The sequence below is a fragment of the Bartonella sp. AA97HXZ genome (assembly GCF_042196985.1).
In the GTDB taxonomy this organism is placed as follows: Bacteria; Pseudomonadota; Alphaproteobacteria; order Rhizobiales; family Rhizobiaceae; genus Bartonella.
This window is the reverse complement of the sequence record NZ_JBHIRC010000001.1, coordinates 215,188-231,837: the sequence shown is the minus strand read 5'-3', so window position 1 is coordinate 231,837 and position 16,650 is coordinate 215,188. Positions and strand designations below refer to the sequence as shown.

Genomic DNA, 16,650 nt, shown 5'->3' with positions numbered 1-16,650 from the left:
AAGAGTTAAAATGAGATGTTTTATTCATAAATATCTTTATATAAGATCAAAATGAACTTAACGTAGACAATTTGCAGAAACTTCTTAGCTTGTAAAAATTAAAGTATCTCCGCAATGCCTTTAATAAAAGGTTGGTAACGCACTTGGAACAGTTCTAAACACTCAAATCGACTACCAATTTTTGTATAGCGCGTCACCGTTTGTACCCCTTCGTCAGGTCCTATCGCCTGAATGAGAATTCCATTTTCAGCTAAAAGTTCTAAAAATTCCTTTGGTTCATCAAAACGTGATGGCCAAATAAGAATGCGATCAAATGATCCTAAGCCTGTCACGCTATGACTTCCATCAATCTGCCGTATAACAATATTTTCAATTCCTAAAGTTTGAAATTTTTGGCGTGCTAAATCAACAAGCGTTTTATAACGATCAATCGTTGTCACACGGTCACTCAGACATGCCATAAGAGCAGTACAAAAACCAGATCCTGTACCAATTTCTAAGACACGATGCCTTTTTTTCAACGATAATGCCGAAAGAATTAAGAGTTGTTCTTCCAAACGTTCCATATATTCACCACACTCAAGGGGAATAACTTTATTATCATAAGCACTATTGAACCAAGGAGCAGCAACAAACTGTTGACGCGGAATTTTCTCTAATGCCGAAAAAAATCGCACGTCATCAATGCCTTTGCTACGCATTTTCAGTACAAGAGCGGCTAACTCCTCACGAAATTGTAAAATACCCTTTTGCCCCATAGTATCATTCAATCTCCAATGGAGGTACACTTTTATCATACTGACAAACTGCTTCTTTTAAAATGGCAAAAACTTGCGTCTGTGTATCATCACCTCTTGGCAATAAACGCATATTGTCTCTCCTTTCGTAAAATTAAGCAGTAATACAGCGCATGCCTCCCATATAAGGTTGTAAAACATCTGGAATAATAATTGATCCATCAGCCTGTTGATAATTTTCAAGTACAGCAATAAGACAACGTCCAACAGCCGTACCAGAACCATTAAGGCTATGAACAAAATGCAATTTTTTATCGCCGTCTTTACGATAGCGCGCATTCATACGACGACCTTGAAAATCTCCACAAACTGAACAGCTAGAAATTTCACGATAACATTCTTGACCAGGAAGCCAAACCTCGATGTCATAGGTTTTACGCGCTGCAAACCCCATATCACCCGTAGAAAGAACCACTGTGCGAAAAGGCAAACCAAGCCGTTTTAATATATCTTCTGCACATTCCGTCATACGTTCCAATTCAATTAAAGACTGCTCTTCACTGGTAATCGAGACCATTTCAACTTTCCAAAATTGATGCTGACGCAACATACCGCGCGTATCACGACCGGCTGCTCCCGCCTCTGAACGAAAACAGGGAGATAAAGAAGAAAATCGCAGTGGTAAATCTGATATTTCAAAAATTTCATCGTTGACCAAATTGGTTAATGGTACTTCTGCTGTGGAAATAAGCCATCGACCATCTGTTGTACGAAAAAGGTCTTCAGCAAATTTCGGTAATTGTGCTGCTCCGTAAACAATCTCATCACGAACAAGAAGAGGTACTGAGACTTCTGTGTAACCATTCTCATTGACATGCACATCAAGCATAAATTGGCCTAATGCTCGTTCTAGCCGTGCTAACGCCCCTGAAAGTACTGTAAAACGTGTTCCAGACAAACGACTAGCTCGTTCAAAATTCATCTGTTTGAGATCTTGACCAAGATCAAAATGTTCCTTTGGTGTAAAATTAAATATTGGAGGTGTACCAAAATGTCGAATGACGACATTATCACTTTCATCTTTACCTTCTGGAACATCATCTAATGGAATATTTGGAAGTGCTGAAAGAATTTTCTCAAGACTCTCCGTCAGCTGTTTTTCTTCCACTGTTGCAGAGGAAAGAAAAGCTTTAATCTCTTCAACTTCAGCTCTAAGACGTTCAGCCATTTGCTGATCCGATACCGCTAAAGCCTGTCCTATTTCCTTTGAAACAGCATTGCGACGTTCCTGCGCCAATTGCACCTTAGCAATATGCGACCGACGTGCAAGATCAAGTTGTATTAACCTTTCAGCTTGTGGCTCAAGACCTCTACTTACGAGTGCTTTATCTAATTTCTCAGGATTGTCACGAATCCACTTAATATCAAGCATAAAAATTCCTCATTTATATTGTTTTTATTCATTCCTTATCGCATAAGATTATACACTTTTCTTAAGCGGATTTTCTTCTCTTTTCTATACTGTAAGCAATTAAAATTGAAATCTCGTAAAGTGCTATTGTTGGTAAAGCCACTGCAAACATCGTAAAAAAATCCGACGGCGTTATGATTGCCGCAATGATAAAAGAGAGCAAAATAGCCCATTTTCGTTTAGACACCAAATCATGAGACGTTAAAAATCCAATTTTTGTTAAAAGACTGATGACAAGAGGTAATTGAAAAATCAAACCAAAAATTAGGATAAATGATGTCATAAAGCCCAAATAATCAGAAATACGCACTATAAACTCTATTTTTAAATGAACATCTGGAAGAAATTGTTGAGAAAGGCTAAACCATAGTATTATTGGCGCTAATAGACCATAAACAAACGCTCCCCCAATACAAAATAAAATAGGCCCCCCAATGAGAAATGGTAAAAAAGCCATCCGCTCATTTTTATAAAGCCCTGGTGCAATAAAACTATAAAACTGAAAAGCCGTATAGGGAAAAGATAAAATAATTCCCCCAAAAGCAGAAAGCTTCATCTTCGTTAAAAAAGTTTCCCATACTTGCGTTGATTGCAAACGAATACCCTCAGGGTTACCCCCTGCTATTTTCATTGCCCACTGATATGGCCATAGTAAAAAATTTAAGATATAATCTTTAACAAGAAAACACATCACAAAAGCGATCATAAATGCAACCAAGGCAGAAATAATTCGCTGACGAAGTTCAATTAAATGTTCTAAAAGTGGAGCCATATTAGCATCAACTTCATTTTTTTTTACATTCATGACACATCTTCTTTTTCTTTATCTTTAGGAGAAACAAAAATGTTTTCAGAATGATGAGAAGCTATAGAAACTGTCATATCTTTCTTGATTACCTTTTGATCACATTCCAAAATTTCTTTATCTTTTTTTGATTTATGATGTGTTTCCTTAACATCCCAATTATCGTGGATATCCTCTAATATATTTTGAGTGGGATCAAAAGTTTCTGCCAACTTCTTGCTTGAATTGCTAATATCCGAACATACTTTTTGCAAATCATCGCGCTCGATTTGTTTTATTACATCATCAAACTGATGACGAAATTCATTTGCTGTTGAATACACATACGCTCTTATCTTTGCTACTGTCTTTAATATTTTAGGTAAATCTTTTGGTCCAACGACAATGATGAGAACAAGTAAGATTACGATAAACTCTGGTCCGTCAATCCCAAACATCTCTTAATTCGACTTTCTCATCAAAAAATATTGCACAATGATGATTGCGTTTTTGTTACTGTTTTTTAGCAACAGATGTTTTGCTTTTTTTAGAAACAGAAGAAACCTTTCTGCGCGCTGTTGCATGTTTTACCGATAACGGTTGAGATTGTTGAGATTCTACATCAATCATTTGGGAAGTAGGAGCCATTTCAACTTTATCCTCAATGCCGTCATCTTCTTCTTTCATATTTTTTTTGAAGGCTTTAATTCCTTTAGCAACATCGCCCATTAATTCAGAAATTTTACCGCGACCGAAAAGCACAAAGATAATCAATAAAATTATAATTAAATGCGTTGGTGAAAAAATATTACCCATTATTCTCTCTAACTTTATGCTTTTAAATTTGATTTCATTTATCCATGCTTCCTCTGAAGAATGTATCAAATATAATATCTTACTTATATATTTTCTTCTTAACTTAAAAGCAATTACACGCTTTTATTGCAAAAAGAACTTTTTATCCTCTCATCCTTTTTTAGCGTATTATAACACAAACCATTCAAAAATGATAAACCACTTCATACAAAGTTCAAAACACTTAAAAACTTTTCTAAAATAACTTCATCTGATCTCTTAGGTTACTCATCTTCCTGTAAATACTATAGCCAATGTCTTTCCTTTTAAACAATGCTTTACATATCATTACAAACATTTCCGCCAAATTATCCTTTACTGATAAAAATCATAACATGCTGTAAAACATTTTACGTATTCAATTAAAAAAATCAGAAAGAAAAATCTCTAAAAAACTTTCTTAACACATCATCAGTCTCTTCAAAAACGATCATCTTACGCACAACATTTATTCTTTGCGTTGGGGTGGAAATTTTATTATCCATTATTCCATATACAATACGAAATATGAGCCATCATAGCATTCAATTAAATATCTGGCGTGTAAATAAAACTATTAGCGGAAAGAGTAAAAATGTACTTTATGAACCAACTCAAGTGCCAAGAGGTATGGCAATACTGCTAAAAAATAAAAAAGGTACCAGCTTGTGCCTTTATTCAGTAAAATACCTCCATATAACCAGCTCTCTAAACCACTGTATGCTCTAACTATTACATGTCTCCGGATTCTGGGCATGCGTTCTCATAATATCATGTGTTTAACCTATCTCAGTATTGAAAACAGAATGGGCATGAATAGAAAATTACATTCAATCAAAAGCATGGTATCGAAGCATAATCCATATAAAAAGAATTTCTTATCCTAGCCTTTTTTATAAGATTACCTCATAAAGTCGCTCGATAATACAGTGTTAGAGATAGATAAACCTATTTACTTTAGTTTAAAATTCCTCATTTTGATTGAGATAGCTTGCAGAGCACATATCAATTTTCAAAAGTTTTATTTTAGCATCATACACAATAACCTAGCTATTTAGCGTGTATAATGTAAAGCTTTGGCTCCGCTTAAAGCAATGAAATTCATTCACACTTTTACAAAAATCTATCACTATAACACCAGCACTTTATTGCTCTATCCATAATTTTACGCTTGCTAAAAAACTTATAAATGTAACAATGTTTTTATCAACCATTTGAAATTCTTTAATCTTTAAACAAGCAAATTGATGAATGAATTTGAAAGATACCCTTCAATTTTTCAACAAACTTCACTAATATTCTCGTTAATTGAGTTTTTTTATAGTTTTCCTGAAAGAGTCCGCGGTCATAAAAAAATTCTCTTACAACATAAATATCTCTATTGAAATGTTTGGTCTCTTCTTGTCTATCTTTCATATAAAAAAATTAAAATTTTAACGATTAATCTCATAATATAAAAATAGCCTTGTGAATAAATGCTCTAATGACATTAATATTTTTTCTGTAGTGTATAATTTGGGAGTGAGGGTATTGTTTGATTTCTACAAGAGTATTTTTATGGATATCAATTCTATTATTCTATGCTAATAATCCGGTACAGTTATACATATGATAGAGTTTACTCCATGAATTATCGGCATATTTATCATGCTGGCAATTTTGCTGATGTTTTTAAACACATTATTGTCACTCGCATTGTAGAATATCTCAAACGCAAAGAAAAAGCTTTTCGCGTTATAGATACGCATGCTGGAATCGGTATTTATGACCTTTCTTCTTTAGAAGCACATAAAACAGGAGAGTGGCGCGAAGGTGTCCAACGACTTTTTTCAACTCCTATCCCAGAAGATTTAAGAACACTCCTTTGTCCATGGTGTGATATCATTGATGCCCTCAATAAAGGGGAAAAAGAAATTGTATTTTATCCTGGATCTCCTGTTCTTATTCGTCAATTATTACGGAAACAAGATCGCCTCACCGCAATAGAATTGCACAATGAAGATTATCATATTTTAGCAAAAAACTTTGCAGGAGATTATCAAACAAAAGTTCTGCATTTAGATGGTTGGCTTTCCTTAAATGCTCATGTACCACCAAAAGAAAAACGTGGTTTTATCCTTGTTGACCCTCCCTTTGAAAAAGCTGGAGAGTTTTCCCGCCTTATTGATGGATTAACGAAAGCCTATCGTCGCTTTTCTGGAGGAATCTACGCTTTATGGTATCCTGTTAAATATGACAAAGAAATTGAAAGTTTTCTTCAAGCGCTTTATCAAACCGGAATTCCTAAGATTCTACAGCTTGAAATGCGTATCCGAAAAAATTCAAGTCCACCGACAATGAATGGAAGTGGTATGATTATTATTAACCCTCCCTACCTTTTGGAAGAAGAAATGAAAAAACTCAGCCCCTTTCTTATCAACCGTCTTGGACAAGATGAAAATGCCAAAATAACGCATAAGTGGCTTCAAAAAGAACATCTATTATTTTAGATCTTTCTCTAATATTTTTCCTAAATCAAATATCATGTTGTAAAATACAAAGGCATTAAATGATAAAGTTCTTTGATTCTTTGGATAATATCAACATATTATAATGGTAAGCTAATAACGATCAGCGTGAATTATTTTTTTTAGAAAGCCTATCCTCTTAATCATCATGGATTTCTTATTTCAATCATTTTAATGGATAAATTGGGCAAATTCATAAAGCTGTCTTAGAATAACAACTCTCATATTTTTTATGAAAGATCGGCTCTCTAAAATCATACTCTTATGTTATAAGATATTATTTATAGAAAAAAATATAAAGACATAAATAATCATTATTTAACAAAAAAGAATATTTCATATATTAAACAAACAACATATTCGTAATAAACGGAATGGTCCTGAAAAATAATACAAATTGTCCGCAAAATGAACGGGAAAATCTTTCTTTTCTCTCTAATATTACATGGCATAATGCTAATCAAAGCAATGAGAAAAATCAATTCCAAGGTATCAAGTTCATACAAGAGTTTGTTAGACACCTTCCGCATAAGCCAGGGGTTTACCGGATGATTGGTGAAAATGGTGATATTCTTTATGTTGGCAAAGCCCGTAATCTCAAAAAACGTGTTTCAAGCTATACACGTGAACAAGGACACAATAATCGTATTACCCGCATGATTCGTGCAACATATCATATGGAATTTATTGTCACCCATACAGAAACAGAAGCACTCCTTTTAGAAGCCAATCTCATCAAAAGATTGCATCCACATTTTAATGTACTCCTACGTGATGATAAAAGTTTTCCTTATATTATGATTACAGATGATCATCAAGTGCCTGCACTTTACAAACATCGTGGTGCTCGAACACGAAAAGCTCACTATTTTGGTCCTTTTGCTTCTGCTGGTGCAGTGACACAAACAGTTCATATTTTACAACGCGCCTTTTTATTACGAACCTGTACTGATTCAGTTTTTGAAAACCGTACACGCCCCTGTTTGCTTTATCAAATTAAGCGATGTTCTGCACCTTGTACTCATGAAATTAGTGACAGTGATTATAAAGAACTGGTGAAAGGAGCAAAAGCGTTCCTTTCGGGAAAAGATCAATCTATTAAAAACGATATGGTTCAAGCTATGCATAAAGCCGCAGAAAATCTTGATTTTGAACAAGCAGCTTCCTATCGTGACCGCTTATCAGCCCTTTCTCACATACAAAGCCATCAAAGTATTAATCCTCAAACGATAAAAGAAGCGGATGTATTTGCAATTGCGCAAAAAGAAGGAATGACCTGTATTCAAGTGTTCTTTTTTCGCATGGGGCAAAATTGGGGAAACCGTGCCTATTTTCCTAAAGCAGATCCCTCTTTTTCCCGCACTGAAATTTTAGCGAGTTTTCTTGCCCAATTTTACGATGATAAACCACTTCCTAAAAGCATCCTTTTATCTGAAGAAATTGAAGAAAAGACACTTCTTACAGAGGCATTTAGTCTTAAAGCAAATCACAAAGTGTCCCTCTCTTTACCTAAACAAGGTGAACGAAAAACTCTTGTTAATCGTGCCTATCTCAATGCTCATGAAGCACTTGAACATAAGCTTTCTGAAACAGCCACCCATACAAAATTGCTTCAAGGTCTTGCTAAAACATTCCAACTACCTTTTCCTCCACGCCGGATAGAAGTCTATGACAATTCTCATATCATGGGAACAAATGCTGTAGGAGCTATGATTGTTGCTGGTCAAATGGGATTTATTAAAAATCAATATCGAAAATTCAACATTCGCTCAACAGATATCACGCCTGGCGATGATTTTGGCATGATGAAAGAAGTGATTAAACGAAGATTTTCACGCCTTATCAAAGAGTATGATCTGCCAAATAGAAGTCATGACATAAAAGATGATGATCTTTTTCCCATTTGGCCTGACCTTATCTTAATCGATGGTGGTGAAGGACAAATCAACAGCGTACATGCAATACTTGCTGAATTACAATTAAATGATCTCTTCACAGTTGTTGGAATCGCCAAAGGTGTTGACCGTCATGCGGGACGTGAACGATTTTTTATAAAAGGTATTCCCCCCTTTACACTTCCTCCACGTGATCCTATCCTCTATTTTTTGCAACGTCTGCGTGATGAAGCACACCGTTTTGCGATTGGAACTCATAGGATAAAACGAAAAAAAGCAACATTCAAAAACCCACTTGATGAAATCGAAAATATCGGTCCAACAAGAAAGCGTGCGTTACTTCATCATTTTGGAAGTGCCAAAGCTGTTGCTAGTGCCTCATTTGAAGATTTAAAAAAAGTTACGGGAATCTCTATGACAATTGCACAAAAAATTCATAACCATTTTCATGAAAAATAGGCTTGTTTCATAACCTTCACCTTGTTACGTTTAGGAAATATATTCTCTTTCACAAGAATTAAAAATGGCTCCATGAAAAATCATACTTTTTCTTTTCCAAATATTTTAACTTATGCACGAATTGTTGCAGTCCCAATGGTTGTTGCATGCTTTTTTTTAGAAGGGCGACTACAATCAAGTGATATCACTCGCTGGATTGCTGTTTCTATTTTTATCGTTGCATCCATTACTGACTTTCTTGACGGTTACCTTGCTCGTATTTGGGAACAAACATCCAATATTGGTCGCATGTTAGATCCAATCGCCGATAAACTTCTCGTCTCTGCTTGTTTGCTCTTGCTTGCCGCAGACAGTACCATCGCTGGGTGGACACTATGGGCAGCTATTATCATTCTTTGCAGAGAAATTCTTGTATCAGGATTACGTGAATATTTGGCGGAGTTAAAAGTTAGTGTTCCTGTCTCTCGTCTTGCAAAATGGAAAACTTTTGTACAGATGATCGCTATTGTATTTCTTTTAGCTGGACCAGCCGGTAATAAAATTTTCCCTTACACAGTAGAGTTTGGCATTACTATGCTGTGGATTTCTGCCCTCCTTACATTGTGGACAGGGTGGGATTATTTTCGTGCAGGTTTAAAACACGTTATCCTATGAATAGTATGGAATTTTATAATGATGATTTATCTTTTTGTACTTAAATAAGAGATGAGAATAGCATAAGATTGATTTATTTTAAATCTATTAATGATAGATCAATAAAATGCTTTTTTGCACATTACAAGTAAGGGTAGCGTGTAAATAAAAACTCTTCAGAAAAGAGTAAATAGCCTTTATATTTTCGTAAAAGCAGCTGCAATATTAAAAGCTAAAAAAACGATTAATGCTCCATATGCTTTCAAAAAAATCTATAATCTCATAAGCAAAAAACCGAAATATAGTGTTTCGGATTTTTGCTTCTTATATACGCTTTATTATTATAAACGCTTTATTAACCAACAATTTCTACCTCAGGAAACCAAAAGGCGATTTCTGTTTTTGCCGTTTCAGCACTATCGGATCCATGGACAGAATTTTCGCCAATCGATAAAGCATGAACCTTACGAATTGTCCCTTCTTCTGCATCACTAGGATTCGTAGCCCCCATTACTTCACGGTTTTTAGCTATTGCATTTTCACCTTCCAAAACTTGTACAACGGTTGGACCAGAAGACATGAATTCAACCAATTCACTAAAAAAAGGACGTTCTTTATGAACAGCATAAAATTTTTCAGCCTCACGTTTGCTCATCCAGACACGTTTAGACGCAATAACACGTAGCTCCGCATCCTCAAGCATTTTAGTAATTGCGCCAGTCAAATTACGACGGGTTGCGTCTGGTTTAATCATCGAAAAAGTACGCTCTAAAGCCATTTAACCACCTTTATTTCATTTATAATATTCTCTAGCCATTTCTATAGCGAGCAAGGAGCCCTTTGCCAAGTGACTCTGCAAAAATCTACACAAATTCTCAAAAACATAGAATAAATTATAAAGAAGACTTTAATAAAAACACCTGCAATTGCTCATCCCATCATAAAGATGCGCTACCGCTCCTTAGCAAATGTTGAACTTCTTTTATATTCCTCAACGCTTTCCATCAAAATTATCATTGAGATCAATTAAAAAATAACCATATCGTTAGAAACTATAGCGTACACCTAAAACACCCTGAAAGGACTGTTTTGTTTTACGCCCTTTAATATAATGTGCCTCACCATATAACTTTAACTTCTCACTCACTAAACTGCTTAAACCTATTCCTAATTTACCTGCATTCCCCGATAAGTCAGTGGTAAATGGATGGCGTTGATTAATTAACGTTTGATTGTCATCTTTATTCTCACGCAACCATGCTGCTGTAATATACGCAAGCGATGAGGAATCCATGTGTGAACCAAATTCATACCCTAAAGATAAGCCAACCTCACTGCGTAATGAAGTGAATGGACGCATGTCACCTGTCATATCATTCGATAACTTGATTTCTTTACCCTCAACTTGTAACCATGTAAATTGTCCATAAGGCTGTAACCAACTGTTCTTTGACGTCTTAAGTCGATAACCAGCTTCAAAGGAAGTTCCCAATGCCCTTTGAGTATATGTTCCTTCAATCTCTAAACCATTCGTTGAAACGGCTTTTAGAGTATTTTGATAATGATTGTATTTTAAAATACCATCGAGATACCATCCACTATGATCAAAATAAGTGACATAAGCACCAATACCATAAGTATTGATTCCACTGTTACCCCCCCGTGCATGCGCAACACGGGCGCGATCATAACTGCCAAAACCACCTATATAAAACTCTCCATTTTCCCACTCGCTTAAACCATTGATCCCCAAAACGATACCGGTCTGATCCAGTTTAAAATCTATATGCTCTGTAGCAACACTCTCTTTAGATTTAATCGCATAGGTCCATAAAGCCGTATTCTTTTTACTTTTATCTAGAATTCCTCTTCCCACACGTACGGTTTGCATTTCATTGTGAAAAACCATCGCTGGCGCCACAGACATAGACAATACCGCATCTGTAGAGGGAGTGGTCAAAAAGTGAGAAACTGAAAGTTTCTCACTCAATTGTGGAAAAGGTTGTTCTTTATGAACTGGACGTAAAATCATTTGATCGGCTAAAAATTGAGAAGAGGTTGAAACAGCAGTTTGTTGTTTTTCATCAGAAAAAGGATGAGGACCTGATGGAGGTAACGCTACAAGAGTCTGATTTTCTTGAGAGGGAGATACAGAAACACTAGAGACATTCTGTGCCCCTCTTAAATGACGTGGAGGTCGTGGTTTAGATGGCTGTTTTTTAGTAAGTGAACGAGGACCGGTATTTTTTCCTTCAGAAGAAGCCCCTTGATCAAACTGTGTACCCGTATCAGCAGACAATGCAAGAGGAAACTTCGCTTTCTTATTCACACACTCTACTTCAGAATTAGAACCTTCCGTATCTCCAAAAGCTCTACTTAAATACCAAATTGTAGCACTACCACTAGAATCAGCACATCTTCCTCTCTTCACTAAGCGATACTGATAGGTTCCACCATCAACAGCTGTAATGTCCTTGCCCAAAAGATCTGCCAGAGTAAAATTAGCTCCGCCATTGTGGCTTCTATCGGTAATTAACGGAAGCTCAGTAACCAAACTATTCCTTTGTGAGAGAGGACCTGTAATTTCACGTCCAGAATCTGCAATATTTATTTTGTGATTCCCTGAGCCCTCACCAATCAACAAATAATCACTCGCATCCCACGTAGCGCTAATATTGAATCGAAAATGTAAATCCCCTGAAAGTCTCTCAACATAAAGTGAAATATGACGTGGATCATACGGAATAGAAGAAAAAATAACAGTCCCACTCTGCCCCCCTAAATCTTTAATTTTAATCTGTGGTTTTTCTCCTATCTTCCGTTCACCAACCTCAAATATTATCTCATCCACGCTCTCTTCTATAGGAATTTTTTTCTTAGTTATATGATTTGTCCTATCGCCAGCGAATAAATAAAGTTCTCCGCCACCATTGATCCTTACTTCTCCAACGACTTCTTGTACACCAACATGGAACCACGATTTAGCAAAATCCGTAATTGTTAAAGTATCTACAAATCCCATAGGATATACAACTTGAATAGCTTGATCCTTCAAAGTAGTTTTCACAGACTCCCCTAGTGCTAAGACATGCTGTCTCCCATTCCCAGAAACTTCTGTAAACATTGCTCTCCCCCCTTCCTTTCTTTGCCTCGCATAAATATTTTGTTCTCCATCATTTCCCACTTTCGCATACCAAGCACCTCCCCCATCATACACATTCTGCTGTCCCACTGCTCCACCTCCACCCGTAACTGTGGAATTATATGCACTACTTCGTCTAACCACGCGTGTAAAATCAATATTTGGCTCTTCATGAATAAACTGCTGACCTCCCCAAATTTTGGCGCTCATTGCAATTCCTGCTCGTGTAACTATTTGCATCCCTCCTTTTTTAATAGTGGACCCCACGGAAGTTTTTCCATTCTCAACAAGCTCTACATCACCATATTCAATCGTAATATTATTTTTGAAAAAACTAGCAATCAGTTCTAAATTTCTTTCTTCCTCTTCTCTATTTCCCACATCTGTTGCTCTTGTTAGCACTCTATTCCTACTCTCAACTACACTTGCAGATTGCAAAAGACAACTACTGATCATCAATACTGAAAAACTTAATTTGTATTTATACCGCATTATCCACACTCCACTCTCAATTATTTAGAAAAATACCCCGCGGCTACATAGGTCGCTCGCTTTAGATTGTATCATAATGTGTTTTATTTATGTCTAAATACAATTTTTTAGTGTATTTTTTTGATTTAAACAACTTTAAGTTGTTTATCTATAAGCCACTAAAAAACTCTAACTTAAGGCAGAAAAATTGAATAAAATTCAAAATGTTCACTTAAGTTAAAGGAATAATTTGCATATCTGGAATTATAGATGAAAAAAATGCTCGTGCCCTTTAATGGAGCCCCTCTTCACGTAAAACAAAACGCTACTGGGTTGTACATTCACACACTTGTTTTAAAGAGACATCTCTCAATGCACTCAAGCCCATTTCGCGACGTCATCCATGAATGATATACCGGTAAAGCCATTGAACTCCCAATCTTTACGCTTATGAAGAAGCGAGCCGATATCATCATACACTTTTCCAGCCCTAAAATGTTGCAACGCTACACCCTTTGGTACTTGAGGCAGTTTAATAAGAGGTATTTTTAGTTCTTTCTTGTACAATTTTTATCCACGCAGGCTTGCCTGCTTGTGACGTGCAAGAAAATGGTTTTGATTGATTCAACATAAACAGATTTGGAATCAGAGAATTCTATGATTTTCGCGACTCTCATTCAACATGCATAGAAATGAATTATTATTATAAATTCAGTATGTTACCTTTAAAAGAGAGAGTATAAAGACATTCCTACTGTTTGAGAAAGTCCTTACACTCTCGAGAAGACATAGCCGAACGTTATCTGTTTAAGTTTGCAAAACAATTACATTTGTAAAGTTAATCAGCCATGCACACATATTTAGAAACTATAGCGTAATCCTAAAATACCTTGAAGAGCATTCTTAATCTTATGTCCTTTTAGATAATGTGCTTCCGCATAAAGTGTTAGTTTATCATTGACCGAACCGTTTAAACCAATTCCCAATTTACCCGCACTGCCTGATAAATCTGTAATAAATTTATACTGGTTATTAATTGTCGTATAATTATTATTTATATTCTCACGCAACCAAGCTGCCATAATGTAAGCTGTTAATGAAGTTTCTGAACTCACAAAAAATTCATGTCCTGCAGTCAATCCAACTTCACTGCGGAATGAAGTTAATGGGCTTAGATCACCTATCATTCCATGGGAAAGTTTTATTCTTTTACCTTCAACCTGCAAACCTGTTAGCTTGATATAAGGCTGCATCCAAGTATTCTGTGCCGGTTCAAAATAACAACCAATCTCAAATGATCCACCTATCGCCCACTGATTGTAATGACTTTGAATGGCTAAGCCATTCGTTGATATGGCTTTCAAATTATCTCGGTAATAATTATATTTCAAAACACCATCCATATACCATCCACGATGATCAAAATAAGTTGCGTAAGTTCCAATGCTATAAGAGCTCAGATCACTATCACCACCTCGTGCATGAGAAATACGTACTTGATCATAACTCCCGAAACCACCAACATACAACTCTCCATGCCTTAATTCACTCAACTGATCAGCACCAAAGACTAAACCTGTCTGCCCAAGCTTAAAGTGTGTATGGCCTGTCGCAACACGTTCTCTGCTCTTAATCCCATAAGTCCATAGTTCGATATCCTTCTTATTTCTGTCCCAAATTTTTCTACCATTCCGTATAATTTGCAACTCATTATTAAAAATAAGCCCAGGAACTACGGACAACGTTAACACTGCATCTGTAGAGGGGGTTGTTGATGTTTCTCCAGGAAAAAAAGGATTTGTCGGATCTGGTATAGAAGGTTCTGGTCCACTGAGGCGGTCTGCCGATAAAAACCAAACTTTTCCATTTTCATCCTTTCTTTCTTTCAAATCATACATATAAGTTCCACCATCAATGGCGTTAATTTTTTCACCCTTAAGATCTGTCAGCGTAAAATGCGCTCCACCACTTTGATCCGTAATTAAATCACGCTTATTTGAAAAAGGATCCGTGATTTCAACTCCAGAATCAGCAACACTTATTGTATGTTTCCCAGCGCCTTTCTCAACCAAGAGATAATCACCACGGTTATGGGCAATCGTAGTATTGAACGCGAAATGTAAATTTCCTGAAAGATTATTCACATGAAGCTGAGAATAATATGGATCAGAACCTGTAAACGAAAAAATAACACTTCCTTCACCACTTAATTTTTGTATCAAAGAACTTTTTCCATCAAACTCATCAGTAATAGAGTATAGTTTTGTATCTTTTCCATTTAAAATAATATCTTCTACTGTGGTGCGTTGTTGATCATTCCCAGCATAAAGATGGATCTGCCCAGAATGGTTTACCTGTGTCTTGCCTTCTAATGTTGCTCCAGCATGCACCCATGATTTTGTTTGATCATTCATTGTTAGATTTTTTACAGATCCATCAGTATATATTTCCTGAATAGCACTCTCATTTAAAGTGACTTCAATAGCCTGACCGCCTTTTAAGATACGTTGTTTACCACCACCAAAAACTTCTGTGTGAAATGCAAAACCACCATTTTTTGCACTTTGAGACTTTTGTCCAACTTCTTGGACACCCCCTTGCATAACTTTTGTATTCCAAACTTTTCCGCCATCATATACTTTTTGTTGGCCTAGTGTTTCATCTTGACCATAAATGATAGTATGAGAAGCACTACTGCCTTTAATCTCTCCTCCAATATCCCCCTCCCCGAAAACAAGCTGCTCACCGCCATAAATTTTAGTCCCCTCTACTTTCCCTCCATTTCCAACACTTTGGTGCCCGCCTTCTTTAACAACAGCATTTTTCGAAAAACCTTGTTTTCCCTTTAAAGCCTGAACATTTTCAATTCCACCATGTTCAATTTTACTATTCTCACTGAGTCCTCCTGCATACACATAAAGCTCTGCACCATTCCTTACAGTGTTATTAATGGATCGCCCTGGACTATCAATCTCACCATCATTTGAAATGTATGCTTTACCTTCATTATCAAGGATATAATTTTCTAACATTGCCCCATCTTTAATGGAAATAAGTTCAGGCTTTTTAAGAAATGCAGTATTTTGTTCTTGTGCATTATATCCAGCATTGTCACGATGACTGCTGTCAAGCTCCTGTTGACTCGCAAACACTCTAGCACCCTTATCCATGATAAAATCTCTAGGCTTTTTTAAAAAGTCTAATTCATTGCGCGTTCTTACCATAACATCATTAGAGGCTCCAAGTATGCATCTTGCTGATTTCATATCCTCATTGTATTGATCTTGAAATACTTTATCATTTTCATAACTTGAAGATTGACAAAAAAGTGCTGTTCTCTCCTCATTTGCAGCAGCAGCTTGCACAAAACAGCTGCTCAACATGAGTATCCAAAAATTTCGTTTCCATTTATATTGTAGAGCCATATCCTCCCCCCTTCACGCCTGCATAGACACTGAATGTAATTAGCTCTACAAAACATATTTTCAACCTTAGATTGCAACAATCCTTCTTAAAAATCCTCCTTATCTCATAAAAAACCGTTCTTTACAGTTTTTTAAATACTTTTTTGATCAAGAATATAAGGGCGTTTTTATAGTGCTTCTTTAGCATTTTCTCGGAGTTTTCTTATCAAAGATAAAAAGTAATGCATAATCAAGTATATAAGGGTATACAGTTTATCATGAACAACGAAGCTGCGTGCTCTGAAAAATTGTT

Annotated in this window: 12 protein-coding genes; 3 read left to right on the top strand and 9 right to left on the bottom strand. The window is 36.0% G+C overall.

Annotated elements, in window-relative coordinates; all coding sequences use genetic code 11:
* Positions 1–98 precede the first annotated feature (98 nt).
* The 5 genes from ACFINE_RS00965 to tatA all read right to left on the bottom strand — a co-directional run bounded on the left by ACFINE_RS00965 (position 99) and on the right by tatA (position 3,808).
* A complete protein-coding gene (locus ACFINE_RS00965) occupies positions 99–758 on the bottom strand; it encodes a protein-L-isoaspartate(D-aspartate) O-methyltransferase (protein ID WP_273791164.1) in 660 nt (219 codons plus the stop codon).
* 133 nt (positions 759–891) lie between these two features.
* A complete protein-coding gene (gene serS, locus ACFINE_RS00960; RefSeq protein WP_375620754.1) occupies positions 892–2,169 on the bottom strand; it encodes a serine--tRNA ligase in 1,278 nt (425 codons plus the stop codon).
* Between the two features lie 61 nt (positions 2,170–2,230).
* On the bottom strand, positions 2,231–3,013 hold the full coding sequence (gene tatC, locus ACFINE_RS00955) for a twin-arginine translocase subunit TatC (RefSeq protein WP_375620753.1): 783 nt from the start codon (positions 3,011–3,013) through the stop codon (positions 2,231–2,233).
* A complete protein-coding gene (locus ACFINE_RS00950) occupies positions 3,010–3,450 on the bottom strand; it encodes a twin-arginine translocase subunit TatB (protein ID WP_375620752.1) in 441 nt (146 codons plus the stop codon). The genes tatC and ACFINE_RS00950 overlap by 4 nt, the downstream gene beginning before the upstream one ends.
* Before the next feature lie 55 nt (positions 3,451–3,505).
* Entirely contained in the window at positions 3,506–3,808 is a 303-nt protein-coding gene (gene tatA / locus ACFINE_RS00945) for a twin-arginine translocase TatA/TatE family subunit (RefSeq protein ID WP_375611300.1), read from the bottom strand.
* A gap of 1,643 nt (positions 3,809–5,451) precedes the next feature.
* Between tatA and ACFINE_RS00940 the strand changes: the two genes are divergently transcribed.
* The 3 genes from ACFINE_RS00940 (at position 5,452) to pgsA (ending at position 9,341) form a co-directional block, all read left to right on the top strand.
* Complete coding sequence (locus ACFINE_RS00940; protein WP_375620751.1) at positions 5,452–6,315, top strand: 23S rRNA (adenine(2030)-N(6))-methyltransferase RlmJ; 864 nt, start codon at positions 5,452–5,454, stop codon at positions 6,313–6,315.
* A gap of 392 nt (positions 6,316–6,707) precedes the next feature.
* Positions 6,708–8,687, top strand: a complete 1,980-nt coding sequence (uvrC, locus tag ACFINE_RS00935) for an excinuclease ABC subunit UvrC (protein ID WP_375620750.1) — start codon at positions 6,708–6,710, stop codon at positions 8,685–8,687.
* A 72-nt stretch (positions 8,688–8,759) separates the two neighbouring features.
* Entirely contained in the window at positions 8,760–9,341 is a 582-nt protein-coding gene (pgsA, locus tag ACFINE_RS00930) for a CDP-diacylglycerol--glycerol-3-phosphate 3-phosphatidyltransferase (protein ID WP_273723320.1), read from the top strand.
* Between the two features lie 334 nt (positions 9,342–9,675).
* On the opposite strand, the gene ndk is transcribed toward pgsA, so the two are convergent.
* The 4 genes from ndk to bafA (ACFINE_RS00910) form a co-directional block, all read right to left on the bottom strand.
* Positions 9,676–10,098 (bottom strand): nucleoside-diphosphate kinase, encoded by a 423-nt coding sequence (gene ndk, locus ACFINE_RS00925; protein WP_375612918.1) that lies wholly within the window; start codon positions 10,096–10,098, stop codon positions 9,676–9,678.
* A 267-nt stretch (positions 10,099–10,365) separates the two neighbouring features.
* Complete coding sequence (gene bafA / locus ACFINE_RS00920) at positions 10,366–12,954, bottom strand: BafA family autotransporter (RefSeq protein ID WP_375620749.1); 2,589 nt, start codon at positions 12,952–12,954, stop codon at positions 10,366–10,368.
* A gap of 357 nt (positions 12,955–13,311) precedes the next feature.
* Entirely contained in the window at positions 13,312–13,500 is a 189-nt protein-coding gene (locus ACFINE_RS00915) for a hypothetical protein (protein ID WP_375620748.1), read from the bottom strand.
* A 293-nt stretch (positions 13,501–13,793) separates the two neighbouring features.
* On the bottom strand, positions 13,794–16,358 hold the full coding sequence (gene bafA / locus ACFINE_RS00910; protein ID WP_375620747.1) for a BafA family autotransporter: 2,565 nt from the start codon (positions 16,356–16,358) through the stop codon (positions 13,794–13,796).
* Between the last annotated feature and the right edge of the window lie 292 nt (positions 16,359–16,650).